This window comes from Arthrobacter sp. M4 (assembly GCF_020251205.1).
Lineage (GTDB): Bacteria > Actinomycetota > Actinomycetes > Actinomycetales > Micrococcaceae > Arthrobacter.
The window spans coordinates 259,701-277,632 of sequence record NZ_JAIWYX010000008.1 but is presented as its reverse complement, the minus strand read 5'-3'; the positions used below and the strand labels follow the sequence as shown (position 1 = coordinate 277,632).

Sequence of the window (17,932 nt, the reverse complement as noted above, 5' to 3'; positions counted from 1 at the left end):
GAATGGGCTTGCAAGCTCGCGGAGCGCCCCTCATAGCCGATCAACGCCGATCAAAGCAGTCAGCCAACCACCCCAAATGGTGGAATCTGTTTGGCTGCGGCACAGCGGCGTGAGACGGCAACTCCGCGGCAGCCTTTTTAAGGTTCAACCACGCTCACGCACAGGAGTTGCCGGATGCCCCGGATCGTCGTCGACGTCATGCCCAAGCCCGAGATTCTGGACCCGCAGGGGAAGGCCATTGTGGGCGCGCTGCCCCGGCTGGGCTTCACCGGATTCAGCGCAGTCCGCCAGGGCAAGCGCTTCGAACTGACAGTCGATGGCGAGGTGACCGAGGCTGTCCTGGCACAGGCACGCGAGGCCGCGGAGACGCTGCTGTCCAACCCGGTGATCGAAGATGTCGTCAAGGTAGAGGTCGTCGAGGCCTAAGATGTCTTTCCCCTTGATTGGCGAGGCCGCGGCAGTGGCCGCGGACGCCCGTAGTGTTCGCGAGCTCACAGGTGCCAAGATCGGCGTCATCACCTTCCCCGGTTCCCTGGATGACCGCGACGCCGCCCGCGCCGTTCGCCTGGCTGGCGGCACCGCCGTCGCGCTCTGGCACGGCGACACCGAACTTGGCGACGTGGACGCCGTCGTAATCCCCGGCGGTTTCTCCTATGGTGACTACCTGCGTGCAGGTGCCATCTCCCGTTTCGCTCCCCTAATGTCCAAGATCATCGACGCCGCCAACAGCGATGCGAAGCTCCCCGTGCTGGGCATCTGCAATGGCTTCCAGATCCTCACGGAGTCCCACCTGCTGCCCGGCTCGATGATCAAGAACGACCACTTGAAGTTCATCTGCCGCGACCAGGTGCTCCGCGTGGAAAACAACAACACCATGTGGACGTCCGACTACGCAGCCGGCCAGGAAATCACCATTCCGCTGAAGAACCAGGACGGCCAGTACATCGCGGACGAGAAGACCCTGGATGCACTTGAGGCTGAAGGACGCGTGGCCTTCCGCTACGTCGGTTTCAACCCCAATGGTTCCCGCCGCGACATCGCCGGCATCACCAACGCCGCAGGCAACGTGGTGGGTCTTATGCCGCACCCGGAGCACGCCGTGGAAGCCGGCTATGGACCCGAGACTGTTTACTCCCGTGAGACGGGAGTTGGCGGTTCCGACACCGACGGCCTCGGCTTCTTCACCTCCGTCCTCAACAAGCTCGTGGGAGGCGCCAAGTGACCATCTCCGCTGACACCAGCAAGAAGTTCAACATCGACACGGTGGAGAACGCTGCCAAGACTCCGGATGCGGAACTTCCCTGGGCCGAATTGGGCCTGAAGGAAGACGAGTTCGGCAAGGTCAACGAGATCCTGCGCCGCCGCCCCACCGCCGCGGAACTAGCCATGTACTCGGTCATGTGGAGCGAGCACTGCTCCTACAAGTCCTCCAAGGTCCACCTGCGCCAGTTCGGCGACAAGGTCACCGACCAGATGAAGGAGCACCTGCTCGTCGGGATCGGCGAGAACGCAGGCGTTGTGGACATCGGCGATGGCTGGGCCGTGACCTTCAAGGTGGAGTCGCACAACCACCCGTCCTTCGTGGAGCCCTACCAGGGTGCGGCCACCGGCGTCGGGGGCATTGTCCGCGACATCATCTCCATGGGTGCCCGCCCGGTAGCCGTCATGGACCCGCTCCGCTTCGGCGCCATCGACCACCCGGACACCGCCCGCCTGGTACACGGCATCGTCTCCGGCATCGGCGGTTACGGCAACAGCCTTGGCCTGCCGAACATCGGCGGCGAGGTTGTGTTCGACTCTGTCTACCAGGGAAACCCGCTGGTCAACGCCCTCGCCGTTGGTGTGCTGCGCCACGAAGACATCCGCCTCGCCAACGCTTCCGGCGTGGGCAACAAGGTGGTCCTGTTCGGTGCCCGCACCGGTGGTGATGGCATCGGCGGCGCCTCCGTGCTGGCTTCCGAATCCTTCGACGACGCCAAGCCGTCCAAGCGCCCCGCCGTGCAGGTGGGCGACCCGTTTGCCGAAAAGGTGCTCATCGAGTGCTGCCTGGAACTGTTCAAGGCAGCAGTGGTTGAAGGTATCCAGGACCTTGGTGCCGCAGGCATCTCCTGTGCCACGTCCGAACTGGCATCCAACGGTGACGGCGGCATGCACGTCGAGCTGACAAAGGTCCTCCTGCGCGATCCCTCCCTGACCCCGGGCGAGATCCTGATGTCCGAGTCGCAGGAACGCATGATGGCCGTCGTGAAGCCGGAGAACGTGGAGGCCTTCGAGGCCATCCTCAACAAGTGGGACGTCGAGTTCTCCTGGCTGGGCGAGGTCACCGACACGGGCCGCCTCATCATCGACTGGGACGGCGAAACGATTGTGGACGTGGATCCCCGCACCGTTGCTCACGAAGGCCCGGTCTACGAGCGTCCGTACCAGCGCCCCTCATGGCAGGACTCCGTCCAGGCAGACGAGTTCACTGGCTCCGTCCAGGACGCCGGCCGCCCGGCGTCGTCCGCTGAACTGGCCGCCGCCGTCGTCGAACTCATTTCCTCCCCCAACCTGTGCTCCAAGGAGTGGGTCACCAAGCAGTACGACCGCTACGTCCAGGGCAACACGGCGCTGGCCATGCCGGACGATGCCGGTGTGATCCGCGTGGATGAGGAGACCGGCCTGGGCGTGGCCTTGTCCACGGACGCAAACGGCCGCTACTCCTACCTGAACCCGTACGACGGCGCCCGCGCCGCGCTGGCTGAGGCCTACCGCAACGTGGCAACCTCGGGCGCCAAGCCCTTGGCTGTCACCGACTGCCTCAACTTTGGCTCGCCGGAAGACCCCGAGGTTATGTGGCAGTTCGCCGAGTCCGTCCGCGGTCTCTCCGACGCATGCCAGGAGCTGGGCGTCCCGGTGACCGGCGGAAACGTGTCGCTGTACAACCAGACGGGCGGGGTGGCCATTCACCCGACCCCCGTTGTGGGTGTCCTGGGCGTGTTCGACGACGTTGCCCGCCGTACTGCGTCCGGCTGGAAGGAAGATGGCCAGGCCATTTACCTGCTGGGCACCACCGCTGCCGAATTGAATGGTTCCGAATGGGCCAACCTGCGCGGCCACCTGGGCGGACAGCCGCCGAAGGTTGACCTGGGCCTGGAGCGCCAACTTGGTGAGATCCTGGTCAACGCTTCCCGCGACGGCATGATCGACGCCGCGCACGACCTCTCTGAGGGTGGCCTCGCTGCCGCCTTGGTGGAGTCTTCACTGCGTTACGGCGTGGGTGCCCGCGTCGCCCTCGAGGAACTGCTGGAGCGTGACGGCATCGATCTGTTCACCGCGCTGTTCTCTGAGAGCCACGGCCGCGCCGTCGTTGCGGTTCCGCGCTCCGAGGAAGTCCGCTTCAAGGACATGTGCACCGCCCGCGGTTTCGCCCACCTCCGGATCGGCGTTGTGGACGCTGCCGGTGGCCAGCTGGAGATCAACGGCGTGGACCCCCTGAGCCTCGACGCACTCCGCGAAGCCAACGAGTCTGTTCTGCCGAAGTACTTCGACTAAAGCCCCTCCATCGATTGCTCCGTAACTGTCTTTTGGCCCCCCCAAAAGGACGGTTACGGAGCATTCGTTTAACCAGGGTGCTGGGGGCAATTCAGTCTTCGCTGTGGAGGTCCCGGCGCCGGGCGCTGAGCAGCTCCAGTTCGGGGCGCGCCGCAACAAAGCGTTCGACGGCGTCAAGCACCTCCACGAGATGCCTCCGGTCAGCTGCCACGAGACCCGCGCCAAGTCGAACGCGGCGGTATTGCCCGTGGTCCCCCACTTCGGCGGCCGATACCTCGAACCGGCGCTTCAACTCGGCGACAAGCGGCCGAACAAAGGCGCGTTTTTCCTTGAGGCTGTGTACATCGCCCAGGAGAATGTCGAATTCAATCCACCCGATCCACATGCGCCAATTATGGGTGCTTAGCCGGTCAGCTCGCAGGTGGGAAGATGGGTAGAAGATAAGGAGGCTTAGTATGGGCCATGATCAGGTGTCGGGCAAAGGTGCTGCATCGCGAGCAGCCGATACCGCCGAGGATGCAGTAGAGGATGCCCAGGAATCAAAGACTGTGCGCACGTTGGCCCGTTCGGGGTTCGTCGCCACGGGCCTGATCCACCTGCTCATAGGAGCTATAGCCCTGGGCGTTGCATTGGGAAAGCCCGGGCAGGCCGACCAAAGCGGCGCGGTAGGACAGTTGGCGAAAACACCCGCCGGCTCTGTCCTAGTCTGGTGCTGCCTCGTCGCCTGCGCAGTGCTCGCGCTCTACATGGCAAGTGAGGCACTCGTGGGCGGCAGGCACCTCGGCAAATCGGAACGGCTCAAGAAACGCCTCAAGGCTGCCGGGCAGGCCCTCGTCTTCGCCGCTGCCGCTAGCACGTTCGGCAGCTTCGCCCTTGGACACCCAACAAACACCAGCGAAAAGTCGCGGGCATTCAGTGCTCAGCTGATGTCCAACCCGGCCGGAACTGTCCTGCTGGCGGCAATCGGCGCAGCACTGATCATTGCGGGAGGAGCATACGTGTTCCTCGGAGTCACCCTCAGATACCAGAAAGCCCTTCGCGGCAAGCCCTCCGGCCTTCCAGGGGATGCCTTCACGGTACTCGGGGTTTTTGGATACTGTGCCAAAGGAGTTGCCTTGGCAGCTGTGGGCCTCTTGGTCATTGTTGCCACTTTCCAGCATGACCCCTCCCAGCAAGGCGGACTGGACGCGGCGCTCAAGGCATTCATGGATCAGCCGTTTGGTGTTTGGGTGCTGGCCGGGGTTGGGCTGGGCTTGATCGCGTACGGCGTGTTCTCACTGTTCCGGGCGCGTTATCAGCGGCTCTAGGCAATCTTCCGCGTCCTTCAACAGTTAGTGCTGCAGGAACTCCTCGATCGCCTCGCGGGCTGCGGCCTGCTCCGCCGGCGTCCCTTCCCTCTCGGCCCACTGCTCCGCCAACTGGAACTCCACCAAGGCCCGGTGCGTATGCCCGTCCCGAAACAGAATGCGGCCCAGGTTGCCGTGGAGCACGGCCATCCATCGGCGCACACTCATGTCGTGAGCCGTGGAAGCGTATTCCAGGGCGCTGCGCGTCCATGACACCGCGTGCTCGTGATCAGCGAGGGCAAGCATGTGCAGGGCATCCACCGCCAGGAACTCCTCGCCCAAGTGGTCGCCGAGTTCCGCGGCCTGCTCCAGCAGCGGAACCGCCATGGCCGCGTGCCCGCTGTTGTTCAACAGCCGCCCGCGTTCCAGTAATACGCGCACGGCGATAGTCGGATCGTCGGTGGCATCCACCGAGTCCAGCAGGGCGTCGGCTTCCTCATACCGCCCTTGCATCCCTATTGCTCTTCCAAGCTGGGTGCGCAGTTCGGCGCGTTCATCGTCGTCGTAAGTCCCGCCGTCGAGCTCCACGCGGAAGCGCGCCTCGGAAGCGGCGGGGTCGTTCAAGTCCCAAAGTCGGTCCAGGGTGTTCTGCTCAAGCATCCGCAAGCTCCTGATCGGTCGGTACGGTCAGTTGATCGGTATGGTCGGCCTGGCACTAGGCTACTTTGCGTCCCTCGCGATCCGCGCCCAGCCAAGTTGTGCCTGCTGTTTCCGGCTGAGCGAGGCGACTACCAGGTCGTAGGAGTCCTCGATCATGTCGCGCACCATGTCGTCCGGGAGGTTTCCATCCAGGCGGACGCCGTTCCAATGCGTTTTGTTCAAGTGCCAGGCGCCCGTAATCTCGGCATGCGCGGAACGTAGCTGGACTGCCAACGCCGGCTCGCACTTGAGGCTGACACCCAGGGCCGCCGGATCCATGGCGGAGAGGGCGAACATTTTAGCCTCGTGCCGGGCGCCACCAGAGACGGCAGCCCGCACTTTGAAGACCGAGGTCTCCGGGCCGAACGGAAAATCCTCGAAGGATCCCGGAAAGCTCAGGCAGATACGGCGCAGGGTATCGACGTCCATAAACAGAGCCTAGCGCCGCAGGCCCGTTGCTACAGGCGGTGCACGCGCAGAGGTCTAGGTCCGCGCAGAACCGAGGTCTAGGCTCTGGTACATGGCTAATATCGAGGATTACGCCATCATCGGCGACCTGCACACCGCTGCCCTGATATCCCGTAATGGGTCCATCGACTGGCTGTGCCTGCCGCGTTTCGACTCCCCTGCCTGCTTCGCCGGGCTGCTGGATTCTCCCGCCGCCGGCCGCTGGCTCCTTGCCCCCGCAGGCGCATCGGTATGTACTCGCCGGCGGTACGTGCCGGACACGCTGGTGTTGGAGACGGAATGGGACACGCCGGACGGAACGGTCAGGGTCATTGATTTCATGCCCGTCCGGGACGAAGTGGTGGACCTGGTTCGAATCGTTGAAGGAGTCAGGGGCACGGTCCCGATGTACGGGGAACTGGTGCTTCGCTTCGACTACGGCAGCATTGTGCCGTGGGTGCGGAAAACTCCAGGTGGCATCAGCGCGGTGGCCGGTCCGGACGCTGCCTACCTCACCACCACTGCGCCTGTTGAGGGTCGGGACATGCGTACCATCAGCGAGTTCAACGTGAACGCCGGTGAACGTGTCGCTTTTGTACTGCGGTGGGCACCGAGCCACGACCCGGCCCCGGGTTTCATCGACGCGAACAAGGCGCTGCGAACCACGGAGGCGTTTTGGCGCACCTGGCTGTCGCAATGCAGGATGAATGGCCACTACCGGGAAGCCGTGGATCGCTCCCTGGTGACGCTGAAGGCGCTGACCTATGCCCCGACAGGCGGGATCGTGGCAGCAGCCACCACGTCCCTACCCGAACAATTAGGCGGCCAGCGCAACTGGGACTACCGCTACTGCTGGCTCCGTGATGCCACGCTCACCCTCCAATCATTGCTTGCCGCCGGCTACACGGAAGAGGCCTCTGCCTGGCGGGAGTGGCTCTTGCGGGCCATCGCGGGAGACCCGGCGGACCTTCAAATCATGTACGGGCTGGACGGCACTCGGCGACTTCCGGAAATGGAATTGCCTTGGCTGTCCGGCTTTGAAGGGTCCAAGCCGGTGCGGATCGGGAACGCGGCTGCCTCGCAGCTCCAGCTTGATGTATGGGGCGAAGTGCTGGACGGCCTCTCCTTGACCCGCGCCGCCGCTCTGCCGGACACTTACGACGAATCGTGGGACCTTCAAGTGGCGCTTATGGAGTACCTCGAAGGTGCGTGGAACAAACCGGACAATGGATTGTGGGAGGTCCGCGGGCCGCGAAGGCACTTCACACACTCCAAGGTCATGGCTTGGGTGGCGGCTGACCGTATGGTCAAGGGGGTGCGGCACTCCGGCCTTCCGGGCCCGGCGGATCGTTGGGCGGCGCTGCGCCGCGAGATCCACCAGGATGTCATGCGGAATGGGTTCAATGAAGAGGCCAACACTTTTGTGCAGTCGTACGGCAGCACGGCCCTCGACGCCAGCCTGCTGCTGATTCCCCGTGTCGGTTTCCTGCCGCATGACCACCCCCGCGTCGCAGGAACTGTGGACGCCATCCGCGAGCGGCTCACCGAGGACGGTTTTGTCCTCCGCTACCATCCCGAATCCACGGACGACGGCCTCCCTGGCCAGGAGGGAGTTTTCCTAGCGTGTTCCTTCTGGCTTGTGGACGCACTCTTGGGACTCCATCGCCGGTCCGAGGCCGAGGAACTGTTCGAGAGGCTACTGACGCTGCGGAACGACGTCGGACTACTGAGCGAGCAATGGGACCCGGTCAACCACCGGCAACTGGGCAATACGCCCCAGGCGTTCAGCCACTTTCCGCTTATCCACTGCGCGCTGCAGTTGCACCATGGCAAGACCCACGACAGCGACACACCGATCCCCAGCCCGGCGGAAGAGCCTTCCGCACGCGAGGCATCAACCAGCCAACCAGCTGCCAGCTGACGTGAAGGAGACGCCCCTGGTCAGGCCCCGGCCTGCCCCAGCTTCCGACGGCGGTTCCGCCACCACCGGCGGACAAGGTCGACTGCGGCGATCAGGCCCGCGATCGGAGACAGGACCACAAAGGCGTAGATAAACAACAGCCAGGACAAAGTCGCTAGCGGCGGCATACCGCCACTCAGCAACGACAGCCCTCCCAAAAGCCCGATGATCCACATCAGAACCACGCTAAAAAGCACCGCCGCTGCCGGAAAATACTCGCTAGTTACAACCGTCATTACTGTGGCAAACACTGTCTGCACCGCACGTCCTCCTGCGCACCCCATACCGGTTCCCACACCGGCCAGAATCATTATGCGCCCGCCGAACCCGCGGACACGGGAAAGGCGCAGTCGACGTGAGCAAATACATAGCCGAGCTCGGCGAGTCATGGCGACCCGCCGACGTCGGGCGCTAAATCAAGCCACGCCCAGGAAGTTTTCCAGGAGGACCACTTCAAGTCCGGCGGCCAGCTGCGCCTGGCGGAACGCTGCGAGGTCCGCGGCGAATTCCTGGCGGAAGTGCATCAACACAATGTCCCCGGGGCGGAGCGAGTTCCCGTACTGATAGTCCATCCGGCCTGAGTTCGCTTTGGCTTCCCACGTGACGATCGCCTTCAGCCCAGCGTCGGCGACTGCCTTGCGCATGGCGTTGGAATACGCGCCTCCGGGCGGCCGGAAGAGTACGGGCGTCCGGCCGTACTGCTGCTGGGCGAACTGCTGCATTCCCTGGATGTCGGCCAGTTGCTGCTGGTAGCTCCATTGCGTTGCCATCTTGACGTTGTGGCTCACCGTGTGGTTTTCCACAAGGCTCCCCTGGGCCTTGAAAGCCGTAAAGAAACCAGGATTGTCCCGGACCGTGCTGCTGGTCAGGAACAGCGTCGCCGGATAGTCGTACTGGGCCATCAACTGCACCATCTCAGGGTTTTTCACCACTCCGTCGTCGATGGTGAGGAAAACAACCGGGTGCGCGGTGGGAATCTTGGTGATCACCGGTGCCAGTCCGCCTTGGATCGGCGGCAGGCTGTAGTCCGGAATGAACGAACGGCGGATCCGCTTCTTAGCGGCTGACGGCGTCGCGGAAATCGATGGGGACGCAGCGCCCGACGACGGGGCGTCACCGATGGTGAGGGGCTCCGCCTCCAGCGGCCCCCGAGTGGGGCTGTTTGGCACCGGCGTGCTTTGCGCCGTTTGTGTAATCGGCACCGCGCAGGCTCCGAGTCCCGTGACCAGGGAAGCGGCGAGGAAACCGAGTGCAGCGCGGCGGCCCGGAACGGGCTGGGAGTGCGACTGGTCATCGCAGCACATGGTGATCCCTTTAAGATCTGGGCAGATGGGAAATCTGGAGCGAGTGGGTCAACTGCAGGTTAGCAGGCCATGGTATTCGCCACTGCAACGCCACTCTGAATGCAAGTCATACCGTAACATTTCGGTGCATGGGGCGTTATGGTCCTCTTACCGGCTGACTTATAGCCCGTAACGCCATCCTTCACGCGCAGGGCAACTATCGGTCACAACGTCCATTCCGGCCTCGCGGGCGCGCTGTTCGGCGGCCTCGTCATGTACACCCAACTGAAGCCACACAGCTTTGGCGCCTATTGCGATGGCTTGGTCGATGACCGCTCCCACCCTTTGCGAATTGACGAAGCAGTCCACCACATCGATCGGATGCTTCCCCGCGGGGATGTCCGCCAAGGTCTTGTAGCCCTTTTCGCCGTGGACGTCCTCGCCCCGGAGGTTGACCGGGATGATCTCCATCCCCATCCGATCCCGCACATAGAGTGCAACGTCGTAAGCAGAGCGCCACTGGTTGGTGCTCAGGCCCACAATGGCCCAGGTGCCTTTGGTTCGCATGAGCTTCTCAACAACGGCAGGATCGTTGGCTTCATCCATAACCCCAGCCTACTCCGGCAAGCTGGGAAACCCCGTTCCCGGCGTCTTTGAGCGGGAGTGGTTCAGCGCGGCGCCAGGCCCAGCAACGACGGGAGTACCTTGCTAACCGTGGAAGCGGCAACGCCGACCAACACCAACGGCGAAGGACTTTGCGACCCTGACGTTGCGCTGGCCGGCGCTGAAGCCTGGCCCGTGGCGCCTGAAGACTTGACCGCTTTGTCCGTGCCGTCCTGCAACTTGCTGCCCTGCGAGTTGCCGTCCTGAGTGCCCTGCGAGTTGTCGCCCGATGTGGCCTTGCCGCCGCTGGCGGGCGCCGGAGGATTGCTTGGAGCCTGGCCGGGCCTTGCGGCGTTTTCCGAACCGCTCGACGACGTCCCTTGGCTATTCTGGGGAGTCTGGGTCTGAGAAGTTACGCCCGTTCCCGTGGAGGGCACCGAGGTCACAGTGGGCGAATCGGGAGCCGGAAGCTGCTGGTTGCCCGGGGAAACAGGCGCCCATCCCGGGGCCCACTGCTGAATCAGCCGCTGGACAAACTGGCTCCCCTGTGGGAACCCGCCAGTGGCGGCAGCAACGCCGCTAACACCCATGCCCATGGTGGCCGCAACGGCAACACTAATGACAATGGAACGGTTCCGGCGCTTCCGACGGCGCTCTGCCAGCTCGTCGGTCCGCCTCCGCAGGGGCGGCAGTGAATCCGCATGCTCTGGGCCGGAGCCCAGCTCAAGGATGTGGGCCGACGCAACCGGAAGGACCGCCGTCGTATCCGCTTCCTGCACCGGCGTGACCAGAGTGGCCAGGGGAAAGACCGCCGTCGTATCCGCAGCCTGTCCGCCGGACAGCACAGCGGCAAGTTCCGTGCCCGGCTGCGGGGCCTTCAAAGTGGCGAGCGCGGCTAGTACGCCCAGCGTCGCTTTGACGTCAGGGGCATGCCAGACGCCGGCGTCAGCCATCATCTCGTCGATGACCTCGTCGCGCACGCGATCTGTGCATGTCATGGCGCCACATATTCCTTTACAACCGAGTGTTCCCGAAGCGTAATGAGCGCACGACGCTGCAATTGCTTGACTGCGCCTGCGCTCTTCCCCATGACATCGGCAGCCTGCTCAACAGTCAGGCCAGCCACAATCCTCAGGGCCAGCACTTCGCGCTGGTCCTCACCAAGGACATCTAGTAGGGCAAGGACTTCCCGGGGCGCCAGGCGGTCCATGGCTTCCGCCTCCGCCGATCCGCTCTCTCGGGTGTCCCGCTCGGGTTCAAACTCGTGATGTTCCGGGGCCCTGCTTTGCCGACGGTGATCGTCCACCATCCGAGCATGGGCTACGGAGAAAACAAAGGTCCGAAGGCCTGAAACTCCTCCAGAAATGGTCCCCACTTTGGGAAGCACAGATATGAACACCTCCTGCGTGACGGCCTCCGGATCGGCCACGCCCTTGGCGGTCAAGTAACCCAATACCTGACCAGCGAATTCCTGGTAGACAGCACTGAACAACTCTGCTTCCCGGCCGGCCAAGGCCTTGAGAACTTCGTCAGTCAGTACGTCAGTCACGAACGGAAGGCTTTCAGTCGGGTCGGGATCCACAAGGCTCCACTGCGATCAGCGTCCACCCCCAGAAAGGCGGCAGGCAACGTTACCTAGGGTAGCCTCTCGACCTGACTGGCAAAAGCCGGAGGACTGCCGCTGGGAGCATGTTGGGCTGCTGAACCGGCTGCAGAAGGCGAAGAGCCGGGCTGGAACATGATGGGGGACAAATTCCAGCCCGGCGCTTACATAGGGGTAATCGACAGGGCACCCAAAAGGGTTACGCGAGATTCAAAAGTTTTTTGGGACTTTTTTCGAAGCTTGTTTGAGCGTGGCATGGGGGGTACACGAACGTGCTTCCTGCCCGTCCGCCCACGGGCTCAAGTTTCAGGAAACCCGGGCGATGATCCAGCAGATCAGGCGGGTTCAGGAGCCCCGGACCCGCGTTATCTGCTGGCTGAATAGCGACTGCGGCGGGCCACCCACCAGGGTGACCCGCCGCCGTCGTCGTAATCCTGAAGTGTCAGTCCTCGATCAGGTCGTGCAGGACGATGGTCTGATCGCGGTCCGGGCCGACGCCAATTGCGGAGAATCGTGTGCCGGAGAGCTTTTCCAGCGCAAGGACGTAGTTGCGGGCGTTCTGCGGCAGGTCCGCCAGGGACTTGGCGCCGGTGATGTCCTCTGTCCAGCCGTCGAAGTATTCGAAGATCGGCACTGCGTGGTGGAACTCAGTCTGCGTCATGGGCATCTCGTCGTGGCGCACGCCATCAACGTCGTAGGCCACGCAGACCGGGATCTGCTCGATACCGGTCAGCACGTCCAGCTTGGTCAGGAAGTAGTCCGTGAAGCCATTGACGCGGGAAGCGTGGCGGGCCAGCACGGAGTCGAACCAGCCGCAGCGGCGCGGACGGCCGGTGTTGACGCCGAACTCGCCGCCCGTCTTCTGGAGGTACTCGCCCATATCATCGAACAGCTCCGTGGGGAACGGGCCTGCGCCAACACGCGTGGTGTAGGCCTTGATGATGCCGATCGCACGGGAGATGCGGGTTGGGCCGATGCCGGATCCAACGGAGGCGCCGCCCGCCGTGGGGTTCGAGGAGGTGACGAACGGGTACGTGCCGTGGTCTACGTCCAGGAACGTCGCCTGGCCGCCTTCCATCAGGACGACCTTGCCCTCGTCAAGCGCGTTGTTCAAAACCAGTGTGCTGTCGATGACCAGCGGGCGCAGACGCTCGGCGAAGGAGAGGAAATACTGGACGATTTCCTCCACCACCACACTGCGACGGTTGTACACCTTGACCAGCAGCTCGTTCTTCTGCCGGAGCGAGCCTTCCACCTTCTGGCGGAGGATGGACTCGTCGAAGACGTCCTGGACGCGGACACCCAAACGGGCCACCTTGTCCATGTACGCCGGTCCAATGCCGCGGCCGGTGGTGCCAATGGCGCGCTTGCCGAGGAAGCGCTCGGTAACCTTGTCCAACACCTGGTGGTACGGCGCAACAAGGTGGGCGTTGGCGGAAACACGCAGCCGGGATGTGTCAGCACCACGGGCTTCCAGGCCATCGATCTCCTGGAAGAGGGCCTCGAGGTTCACCACGCAGCCGTTGCCAATAATCGGAATCGCGTTGGGGCTCAGAATGCCAGCGGGAAGGAGCTTGAGCTCGTACTTCTCGCCACCCACCACTACGGTGTGCCCGGCGTTGTTGCCGCCGTTGGGCTTGACCACGTAGTCAACGCGGCCACCGAGCAGGTCGGTTGCTTTACCTTTGCCCTCGTCGCCCCATTGGGCTCCGACGATCACGATTGCTGGCATGGGATCCTCCCCCATTCTTTCGGGCCAGGCCGGAGTGGCTGGGCGCCGTACATGAGAACGCCCCGAATCTCACAACTGTGGTGGCCTGGCGGCGCCTGGCCGGCTGGAATCGGGCGGCAATGCCTTTGTTCCCGTCGCAGCACTATGCAAGAGTTCCGGGGCTCTTACCTGCCAAGTTTAGCGGATCGGCTCCCGGTCCCGCGGTTTAACACGACGAGCACCGTCTTCCTAGGACACACCGCCGTGGGCTGCGGAGAGTCTGGTATTCGGGACACCGTAGCAACCAGAAGCATTGTTGGCGGGATCCCCATGCTGTGACATGGAACATACCCGTTCAGCTTTAGGAGCAATTCATGGCAGCAGGAAGCACCGCCGTCGAGGCCCGATCCATCGAGATGATCCCGCCCGGGGAGCGCCACGGCCATCCCCGGGGACAGTTCACCCTCTGGTTCGGCGCCAACGCCCAAATCACCGCGATCGTTGACGGCGCGCTTGCCGTGGTCTTCGGTGCCGATGCTTTCTGGGCCATCGTTGGATTGCTCGTGGGCAACGTCCTGGGTGGAGTGGTCATGGCACTCCACTCAGCCCAAGGTCCCCGGCTGGGCCTCCCGCAGATGATCTCCAGCCGTGCCCAGTTTGGCGTGTATGGCGCCGTCATCCCGCTGGTCCTGGTGATCCTGATGTACATCGGCTTCGCGTCAACGGGAACTGTGCTGTCAGGGCAAGCGATCAACCTCATGCTCGGCGTGAACGTGCCGGCCGTGGGGATCCTGATCTTCGGTGCCGCCACGGCACTGCTGGCTATCCTCGGCTACAAGTACATCCACGCCCTTGGCCGGATTGCCACGGTCCTGGGCCTGGCAGGCTTCCTCTACCTGACCGTGGCCGTGTTCACCAGGTTCGACGTCACTCAGGTGCTCTTCCTCAAGGGATTCGAGTGGCCCACGTTCCTCACCGCCATCGCCCTCGGTGCAGGCTGGCAGTTGACTTTCGGCCCGTACGTGGCGGACTACTCCCGTTACTTGCCGCAGAACACCAGCGAACGAAAGACCTTCTGGTACACCTTCGCCGGCTCGGTGGGAGGCGCCCAGTGGGCCATGACGCTAGGTGCCCTGGCCGGCGGCCTGTCCGCGGCACACCTTGGTGGCGACTTCCTCAAAAACCAAGTGGGCTACATGGGTGACCTGGCCGGCGGCGGCCTGATCGCCATCTTCATCTACCTTGTCATCGTCACAGGCAAGCTCACGGTCAACTGCCTGAACGCCTACGGCGCCTTTATGTGCTCCGTGACCATCAGCACCGCGGTCAACAAGCGAGACTCAGTGTCCCGCACCGTTCGCATCGTGTTCATCGTTGCCGTCATCACGGCCAGCGTCCTGGTGGCCCTCTTTGCCAGCAAGGATTTCCTGAACCTGTTCAAGAACTTCGTTCTGCTCCTGCTGATGGTGTTCACACCGTGGTCCATCATCAACCTCATCGATTACTACAAGATCTCCCGCGACCGCCTGGACATCCCGGCCCTGTACAACCCAGCCGGGCGATATGGCCGCTGGAACGTGGCCGCCCTGGTGTCTTATGGCATCGGCGTCGTGGCGCAGATCCCCTTCCTGGCGCAGGCCCTTTACACAGGCCCGGTGACGCATTTGCTGGGCGGGGCGGACATCTCCTGGATCGTCGGTATCGCGGTCACGCTGGCGGTCTACTATCCGTGGGCCAAGGCCACCAACCGGGCGCCCGCAGAAACGATCTACCCCGTCACTGCAACTTCTGCACGCGTGGAGACGCCAGCCGCCTTGAGCTGATCGACTCTGGGGGGGTAACGGCCAGCGCGGCACCTGCCAGCGCTGGCCGCTTTATGCCCGACGCCGGCATCGACCTCTAAGTTCCGCGGCACCTGCCGCCCGGGTCACCGCCGCCCGGGTCACCGCCGTCGAACGTGACCCCCCAAAGTTCGACGGCGGCACGCCCGTCTGCAGCCTGACGGCAGCTCCCGGGGCGCGTCGGTCACAACACGCCGCCGCTCGCAGCAGGTCCCGCGAGCCGGTAAGGTTAACCAGCCCCCACTCAGCACCCCGCCCCAACCGGACGCTCTTTGCGCGCGCCCGCTCCGGCGTCGTGCCCAGCAGCAATCCGTAGGAGACGCAACACCCAATGCAAGACCTGGCGACCGACACATTCCGCGAACAACTTTGGAACCGCCGTTTTGACCCCAACATCGCCGAGGTCAACGAACTGTGCGATTCCCTCAAGGAATCGAAGCCGGGCAGCGAGGTCCTGTATGTAGACCCCGCCCACAGCACCGATGAGTGCAGGATCATCAGCCTCTTCTCCAACACGCGTACCCACGCTGAAACCGGGTTTGTCACTGCCGGCGACCAGGAAGCTTCCACGCGTATGCTCGGCATGCAGTGGCAGCTGGGCCTGCGACCGGAGTACATCATCCCGTGGAACGTGTACCCGTGGATCGAGCCCGGCGAGCCGTTGACCAAACTCACGCCCGCACACGTTGCCGACGGCCTCAAGCCCCTCCTCCGCCTCCTGGCCATCGCTACCAGGGCCTCGGCCCTTGTGGCTCACGGCAACGAAGCCCACCGCCTCGCCGACCAGCTCATGAAGGCAGCACCGCAGAGCGTCCACCGCCGCGGATTCAAGACTTTCAAGGTGCGCTCGCTTGGCGGCCGCTCCTTCGCCGGAACACCCGAGCGCCAGCAGGAATACCTCGACGCCATTCACGCCGCCTACGCGGAGGCAATGGCCCGGACCGGACTGCAGCGCCGCTGACCCGATAGCCGAGTTCGCCGGAAACGTGCACGGAAGCCGAAACCTCTCGAAGTAGCGCGAAGTTTTCCAGTGGCCTTGAGAACTTCCCGCCTTCTCGCGAGTTTGCGGCGAACTGGGGGTCTTACGCAACCACCGAAAAGAACAACGACGGCGCCCCTCACCTTGCGAGGTGAGGGGCGCCGTCGTCGTTGGTTCTGAAATTGCTAGGCCTCGATGGCCGCCTTAGCGGTGGGGTCTGAGTCGTTGAGGAACTTCTCAATCCGCTCCGGCTCGTCAGCCTCGTTGATTGCGGCAGCAGCCCTGCCAAGGGCGTAGAGCGCGCGCAGGAATCCCTGGTTGGGCTCGTGCTCCCACGGGATGGGACCCGCGCCGCGCCAACCATTGCGGCGGAGGGAGTCCAGTCCGCGGTGGTACCCGACGCGTGCGAAGGCGTAGGACTCGATGGTCCGTCCCTCCTTCCATGCGTCCTCGGCCAAGATGGCCCAGAGCAGGGACGACGTCGGGTGGCTCGCTACCAGCTCGATCGGCTCCTTGCCGAGCGCGAGGTGCTGGTACACCTCGGGCTCAGCGGGAAGGAGCGTCGGCTCGGGGCCCAGCAGGTTTTTGCGGAACTCGTCCGACATTGGCTGCTACTTGAGGGTCTTGCCGACGGAGCCGAGCTGCTGGGCGGCTTCCACGACGCGGGCTGCCATGCCGGCTTCAGCGGAAGCACCCCAGACGCGCGGGTCGTAGGCCTTCTTGTTGCCCAGGCCGCCGTCGACCTTCAGCACGCCGTCGTAGTTGCTCAGCATGTGCCCGGCCACCGGGCGGGTGAAGGCGTACTGGGTGTCAGTGTCGATGTTCATCTTGATCACACCGAAGGACACCGCGTCGGCGATTTCCTGCGCGGAAGAGCCCGAACCGCCGTGGAAGACCAGGTCGAACGGGTTGTCCTTGCCGATCTTGGCGCCGACCTCGGCCTGGATCTGCTTGAGCAGTTCGGGGCGGAGCTTGACGTTGCCCGGCTTGTACACGCCGTGGACGTTGCCGAAGGTCAGCGCGGTCAGGTAGCGGCCGTTCTCACCGGCGCCGAGCGCCTCGATGGTGGCCAGGGCGTCTTCGGTGGTGGTGTACAGCTTCTCGTTGATCTCGTTCTCCACACCGTCTTCCTCACCGCCCACGGTACCGATCTCAACTTCCAGGATGATCCTGGCGGCGGCGGCGCGCTCCAGCAGTTCACGGCCGATTTTCAGGTTCTCGGAAAGGGTTTCGTGCGAGCCGTCCCACATGTGGGACTGGAAGATCGGGTCCTTGCCTGCCTTCACCGCTTCCTCGGAGGCAGCCAGCAGCGGCAGGACAAAGCCGTCCAGCTTGTCCTTGGGGCAGTGGTCCGTGTGCAGGGCGATGTTGACGTTGTAGTTCTTGGCGACCTCGCGGGCGAAGGCCGCGAAGCCCAGCGAACCGGCAACCATGTCCTTTACCGAGGCACCGGACCAGTAGGCCGCACCGCCGGTGGAAACCTGGATAATGCCGTCCGACTCGGCCTCCGCGAAGCCCCGGATAGCCGCGTTCAAGGTCTGCGAAGACGTGACATTCACGGCCGGAAATGCAAAGCCGCCCGACTTCGCGCGGTCGATCATCTCGGAGTAGATCTCTGGGGTTGCAATGGGCATGCTGACTCCTCTGCTGAGTTTCGTCTTTGGGGCAGGGTGACGCCCCGGAGTAGACCTAATCGGCTAGCCTCCATCCTAGCCATTGATGGCTGAACGGAGAGTTTCGGGTCACCTGTTGGTAACACTTGTCCGGCGCAGCCCGCTTGCGCCCCCTCCCCCGCGCCCTGCCCCCGCCCTGCCCCGCGCCCGCACCCCCACCCCCGCACCCCCGCCCTGCCCCCTGCCTTGCCCCCACCCTGCCCCGCGCCCTGCCCCCACCCTGCCCCGCGCCCGCGCGAGTTGGCATTTAATGCCAATGTTTCGCACGAACATTGGCATTAAATGCCAAGTCGCGGGGACGCGGAGCGCGTGG

Annotated in this window: 18 protein-coding genes; 7 read left to right on the top strand and 11 right to left on the bottom strand. The window is 63.9% G+C overall.

The genetic code is table 11. The features are described from left to right. Window positions 1–174 precede the first annotated feature (174 nt). Genes purS through purL form a run of 3 tightly spaced genes read left to right on the top strand, consistent with a single transcriptional unit; the run spans window position 175 to window position 3,534 of the window. Window positions 175–426: a phosphoribosylformylglycinamidine synthase subunit PurS gene (gene purS, locus LD110_RS15985; RefSeq protein ID WP_225499816.1), complete on the top strand. Its 252-nt coding sequence runs from the start codon at window positions 175–177 to the stop codon at window positions 424–426. A 1-nt stretch (window position 427) separates the two neighbouring features. Then, window positions 428–1,222: a phosphoribosylformylglycinamidine synthase subunit PurQ gene (purQ, locus tag LD110_RS15980; RefSeq protein ID WP_225499815.1), complete on the top strand. Its 795-nt coding sequence runs from the start codon at window positions 428–430 to the stop codon at window positions 1,220–1,222. Beyond that, window positions 1,219–3,534, top strand: a complete 2,316-nt coding sequence (gene purL / locus LD110_RS15975; RefSeq protein WP_374200353.1) for a phosphoribosylformylglycinamidine synthase subunit PurL — start codon at window positions 1,219–1,221, stop codon at window positions 3,532–3,534. The genes purQ and purL overlap by 4 nt, the downstream gene beginning before the upstream one ends. 91 nt (window positions 3,535–3,625) lie before the next feature. On the opposite strand, the gene LD110_RS15970 is transcribed toward purL, so the two are convergent. Continuing rightward, complete coding sequence (locus tag LD110_RS15970; RefSeq protein WP_225499814.1) at window positions 3,626–3,919, bottom strand: DUF503 domain-containing protein; 294 nt, start codon at window positions 3,917–3,919, stop codon at window positions 3,626–3,628. A 70-nt stretch (window positions 3,920–3,989) separates the two neighbouring features. On the opposite strand from LD110_RS15970, the gene LD110_RS15965 reads away from it, so the two are divergent. Beyond that, on the top strand, window positions 3,990–4,841 hold the full coding sequence (locus LD110_RS15965; RefSeq protein ID WP_225499813.1) for a DUF1206 domain-containing protein: 852 nt from the start codon (window positions 3,990–3,992) through the stop codon (window positions 4,839–4,841). A 24-nt stretch (window positions 4,842–4,865) separates the two neighbouring features. Here LD110_RS15965 and LD110_RS15960 read toward each other — a convergent pair whose 3' ends face one another. Both LD110_RS15960 and LD110_RS15955 read right to left on the bottom strand, forming a co-directional pair. Then, complete coding sequence (locus LD110_RS15960) at window positions 4,866–5,480, bottom strand: hypothetical protein (RefSeq protein ID WP_225499812.1); 615 nt, start codon at window positions 5,478–5,480, stop codon at window positions 4,866–4,868. 60 nt (window positions 5,481–5,540) lie between these two features. Then, window positions 5,541–5,948: an MmcQ/YjbR family DNA-binding protein gene (locus LD110_RS15955; RefSeq protein WP_225499811.1), complete on the bottom strand. Its 408-nt coding sequence runs from the start codon at window positions 5,946–5,948 to the stop codon at window positions 5,541–5,543. A gap of 91 nt (window positions 5,949–6,039) precedes the next feature. Between LD110_RS15955 and LD110_RS15950 the strand changes: the two genes are divergently transcribed. After that, the gene (locus LD110_RS15950) at window positions 6,040–7,887 is read left to right on the top strand and encodes a glycoside hydrolase family 15 protein (protein ID WP_225499810.1); all 1,848 of its coding nucleotides are present in this window, start codon (window positions 6,040–6,042) and stop codon (window positions 7,885–7,887) included. A 20-nt stretch (window positions 7,888–7,907) separates the two neighbouring features. Here LD110_RS15950 and LD110_RS15945 read toward each other — a convergent pair whose 3' ends face one another. The 6 genes from LD110_RS15945 to LD110_RS15920 form a co-directional block, all read right to left on the bottom strand. Then, window positions 7,908–8,162 carry a hypothetical protein gene (locus LD110_RS15945; RefSeq protein ID WP_225499809.1) on the bottom strand — a complete coding sequence of 85 codons (255 nt, stop codon included), beginning with the start codon at window positions 8,160–8,162 and terminating at the stop codon, window positions 7,908–7,910. A gap of 180 nt (window positions 8,163–8,342) precedes the next feature. Beyond that, window positions 8,343–9,230 carry a polysaccharide deacetylase family protein gene (locus tag LD110_RS15940; RefSeq protein ID WP_225499808.1) on the bottom strand — a complete coding sequence of 296 codons (888 nt, stop codon included), beginning with the start codon at window positions 9,228–9,230 and terminating at the stop codon, window positions 8,343–8,345. A gap of 159 nt (window positions 9,231–9,389) precedes the next feature. Further along, on the bottom strand, window positions 9,390–9,815 hold the full coding sequence (locus tag LD110_RS15935; protein ID WP_225499807.1) for a CoA-binding protein: 426 nt from the start codon (window positions 9,813–9,815) through the stop codon (window positions 9,390–9,392). A 62-nt stretch (window positions 9,816–9,877) separates the two neighbouring features. Then, a complete protein-coding gene (locus LD110_RS15930; protein WP_225499806.1) occupies window positions 9,878–10,810 on the bottom strand; it encodes a hypothetical protein in 933 nt (310 codons plus the stop codon). After that, the gene (locus LD110_RS15925) at window positions 10,807–11,361 is read right to left on the bottom strand and encodes an RNA polymerase sigma factor (RefSeq protein WP_225499805.1); all 555 of its coding nucleotides are present in this window, start codon (window positions 11,359–11,361) and stop codon (window positions 10,807–10,809) included. Before LD110_RS15925 ends, LD110_RS15930 begins: the two co-directional genes overlap by 4 nt. A 496-nt stretch (window positions 11,362–11,857) precedes the next feature. Next, the gene (locus LD110_RS15920; protein ID WP_225499804.1) at window positions 11,858–13,147 is read right to left on the bottom strand and encodes an adenylosuccinate synthase; all 1,290 of its coding nucleotides are present in this window, start codon (window positions 13,145–13,147) and stop codon (window positions 11,858–11,860) included. Between the two features lie 353 nt (window positions 13,148–13,500). Between LD110_RS15920 and LD110_RS15915 the strand changes: the two genes are divergently transcribed. Together LD110_RS15915 and LD110_RS15910 are read left to right on the top strand one after the other, a co-directional pair. Next, window positions 13,501–14,949 (top strand): cytosine permease, encoded by a 1,449-nt coding sequence (locus LD110_RS15915; protein WP_225499803.1) that lies wholly within the window; start codon window positions 13,501–13,503, stop codon window positions 14,947–14,949. Window positions 14,950–15,298: 349 nt separating this feature from the next. Beyond that, window positions 15,299–15,928, top strand: coding sequence for a uracil-DNA glycosylase (locus tag LD110_RS15910; protein WP_225499802.1), 630 nt, complete (start codon window positions 15,299–15,301; stop codon window positions 15,926–15,928). 203 nt (window positions 15,929–16,131) lie between these two features. On the opposite strand, the gene LD110_RS15905 is transcribed toward LD110_RS15910, so the two are convergent. After that, window positions 16,132–16,551 carry a DUF3151 domain-containing protein gene (locus LD110_RS15905; RefSeq protein ID WP_225499801.1) on the bottom strand — a complete coding sequence of 140 codons (420 nt, stop codon included), beginning with the start codon at window positions 16,549–16,551 and terminating at the stop codon, window positions 16,132–16,134. A 6-nt stretch (window positions 16,552–16,557) separates the two neighbouring features. Then, a complete protein-coding gene (gene fbaA / locus LD110_RS15900; RefSeq protein ID WP_308012451.1) occupies window positions 16,558–17,640 on the bottom strand; it encodes a class II fructose-bisphosphate aldolase in 1,083 nt (360 codons plus the stop codon). Window positions 17,641–17,932: the final 292 nt, after the last annotated feature.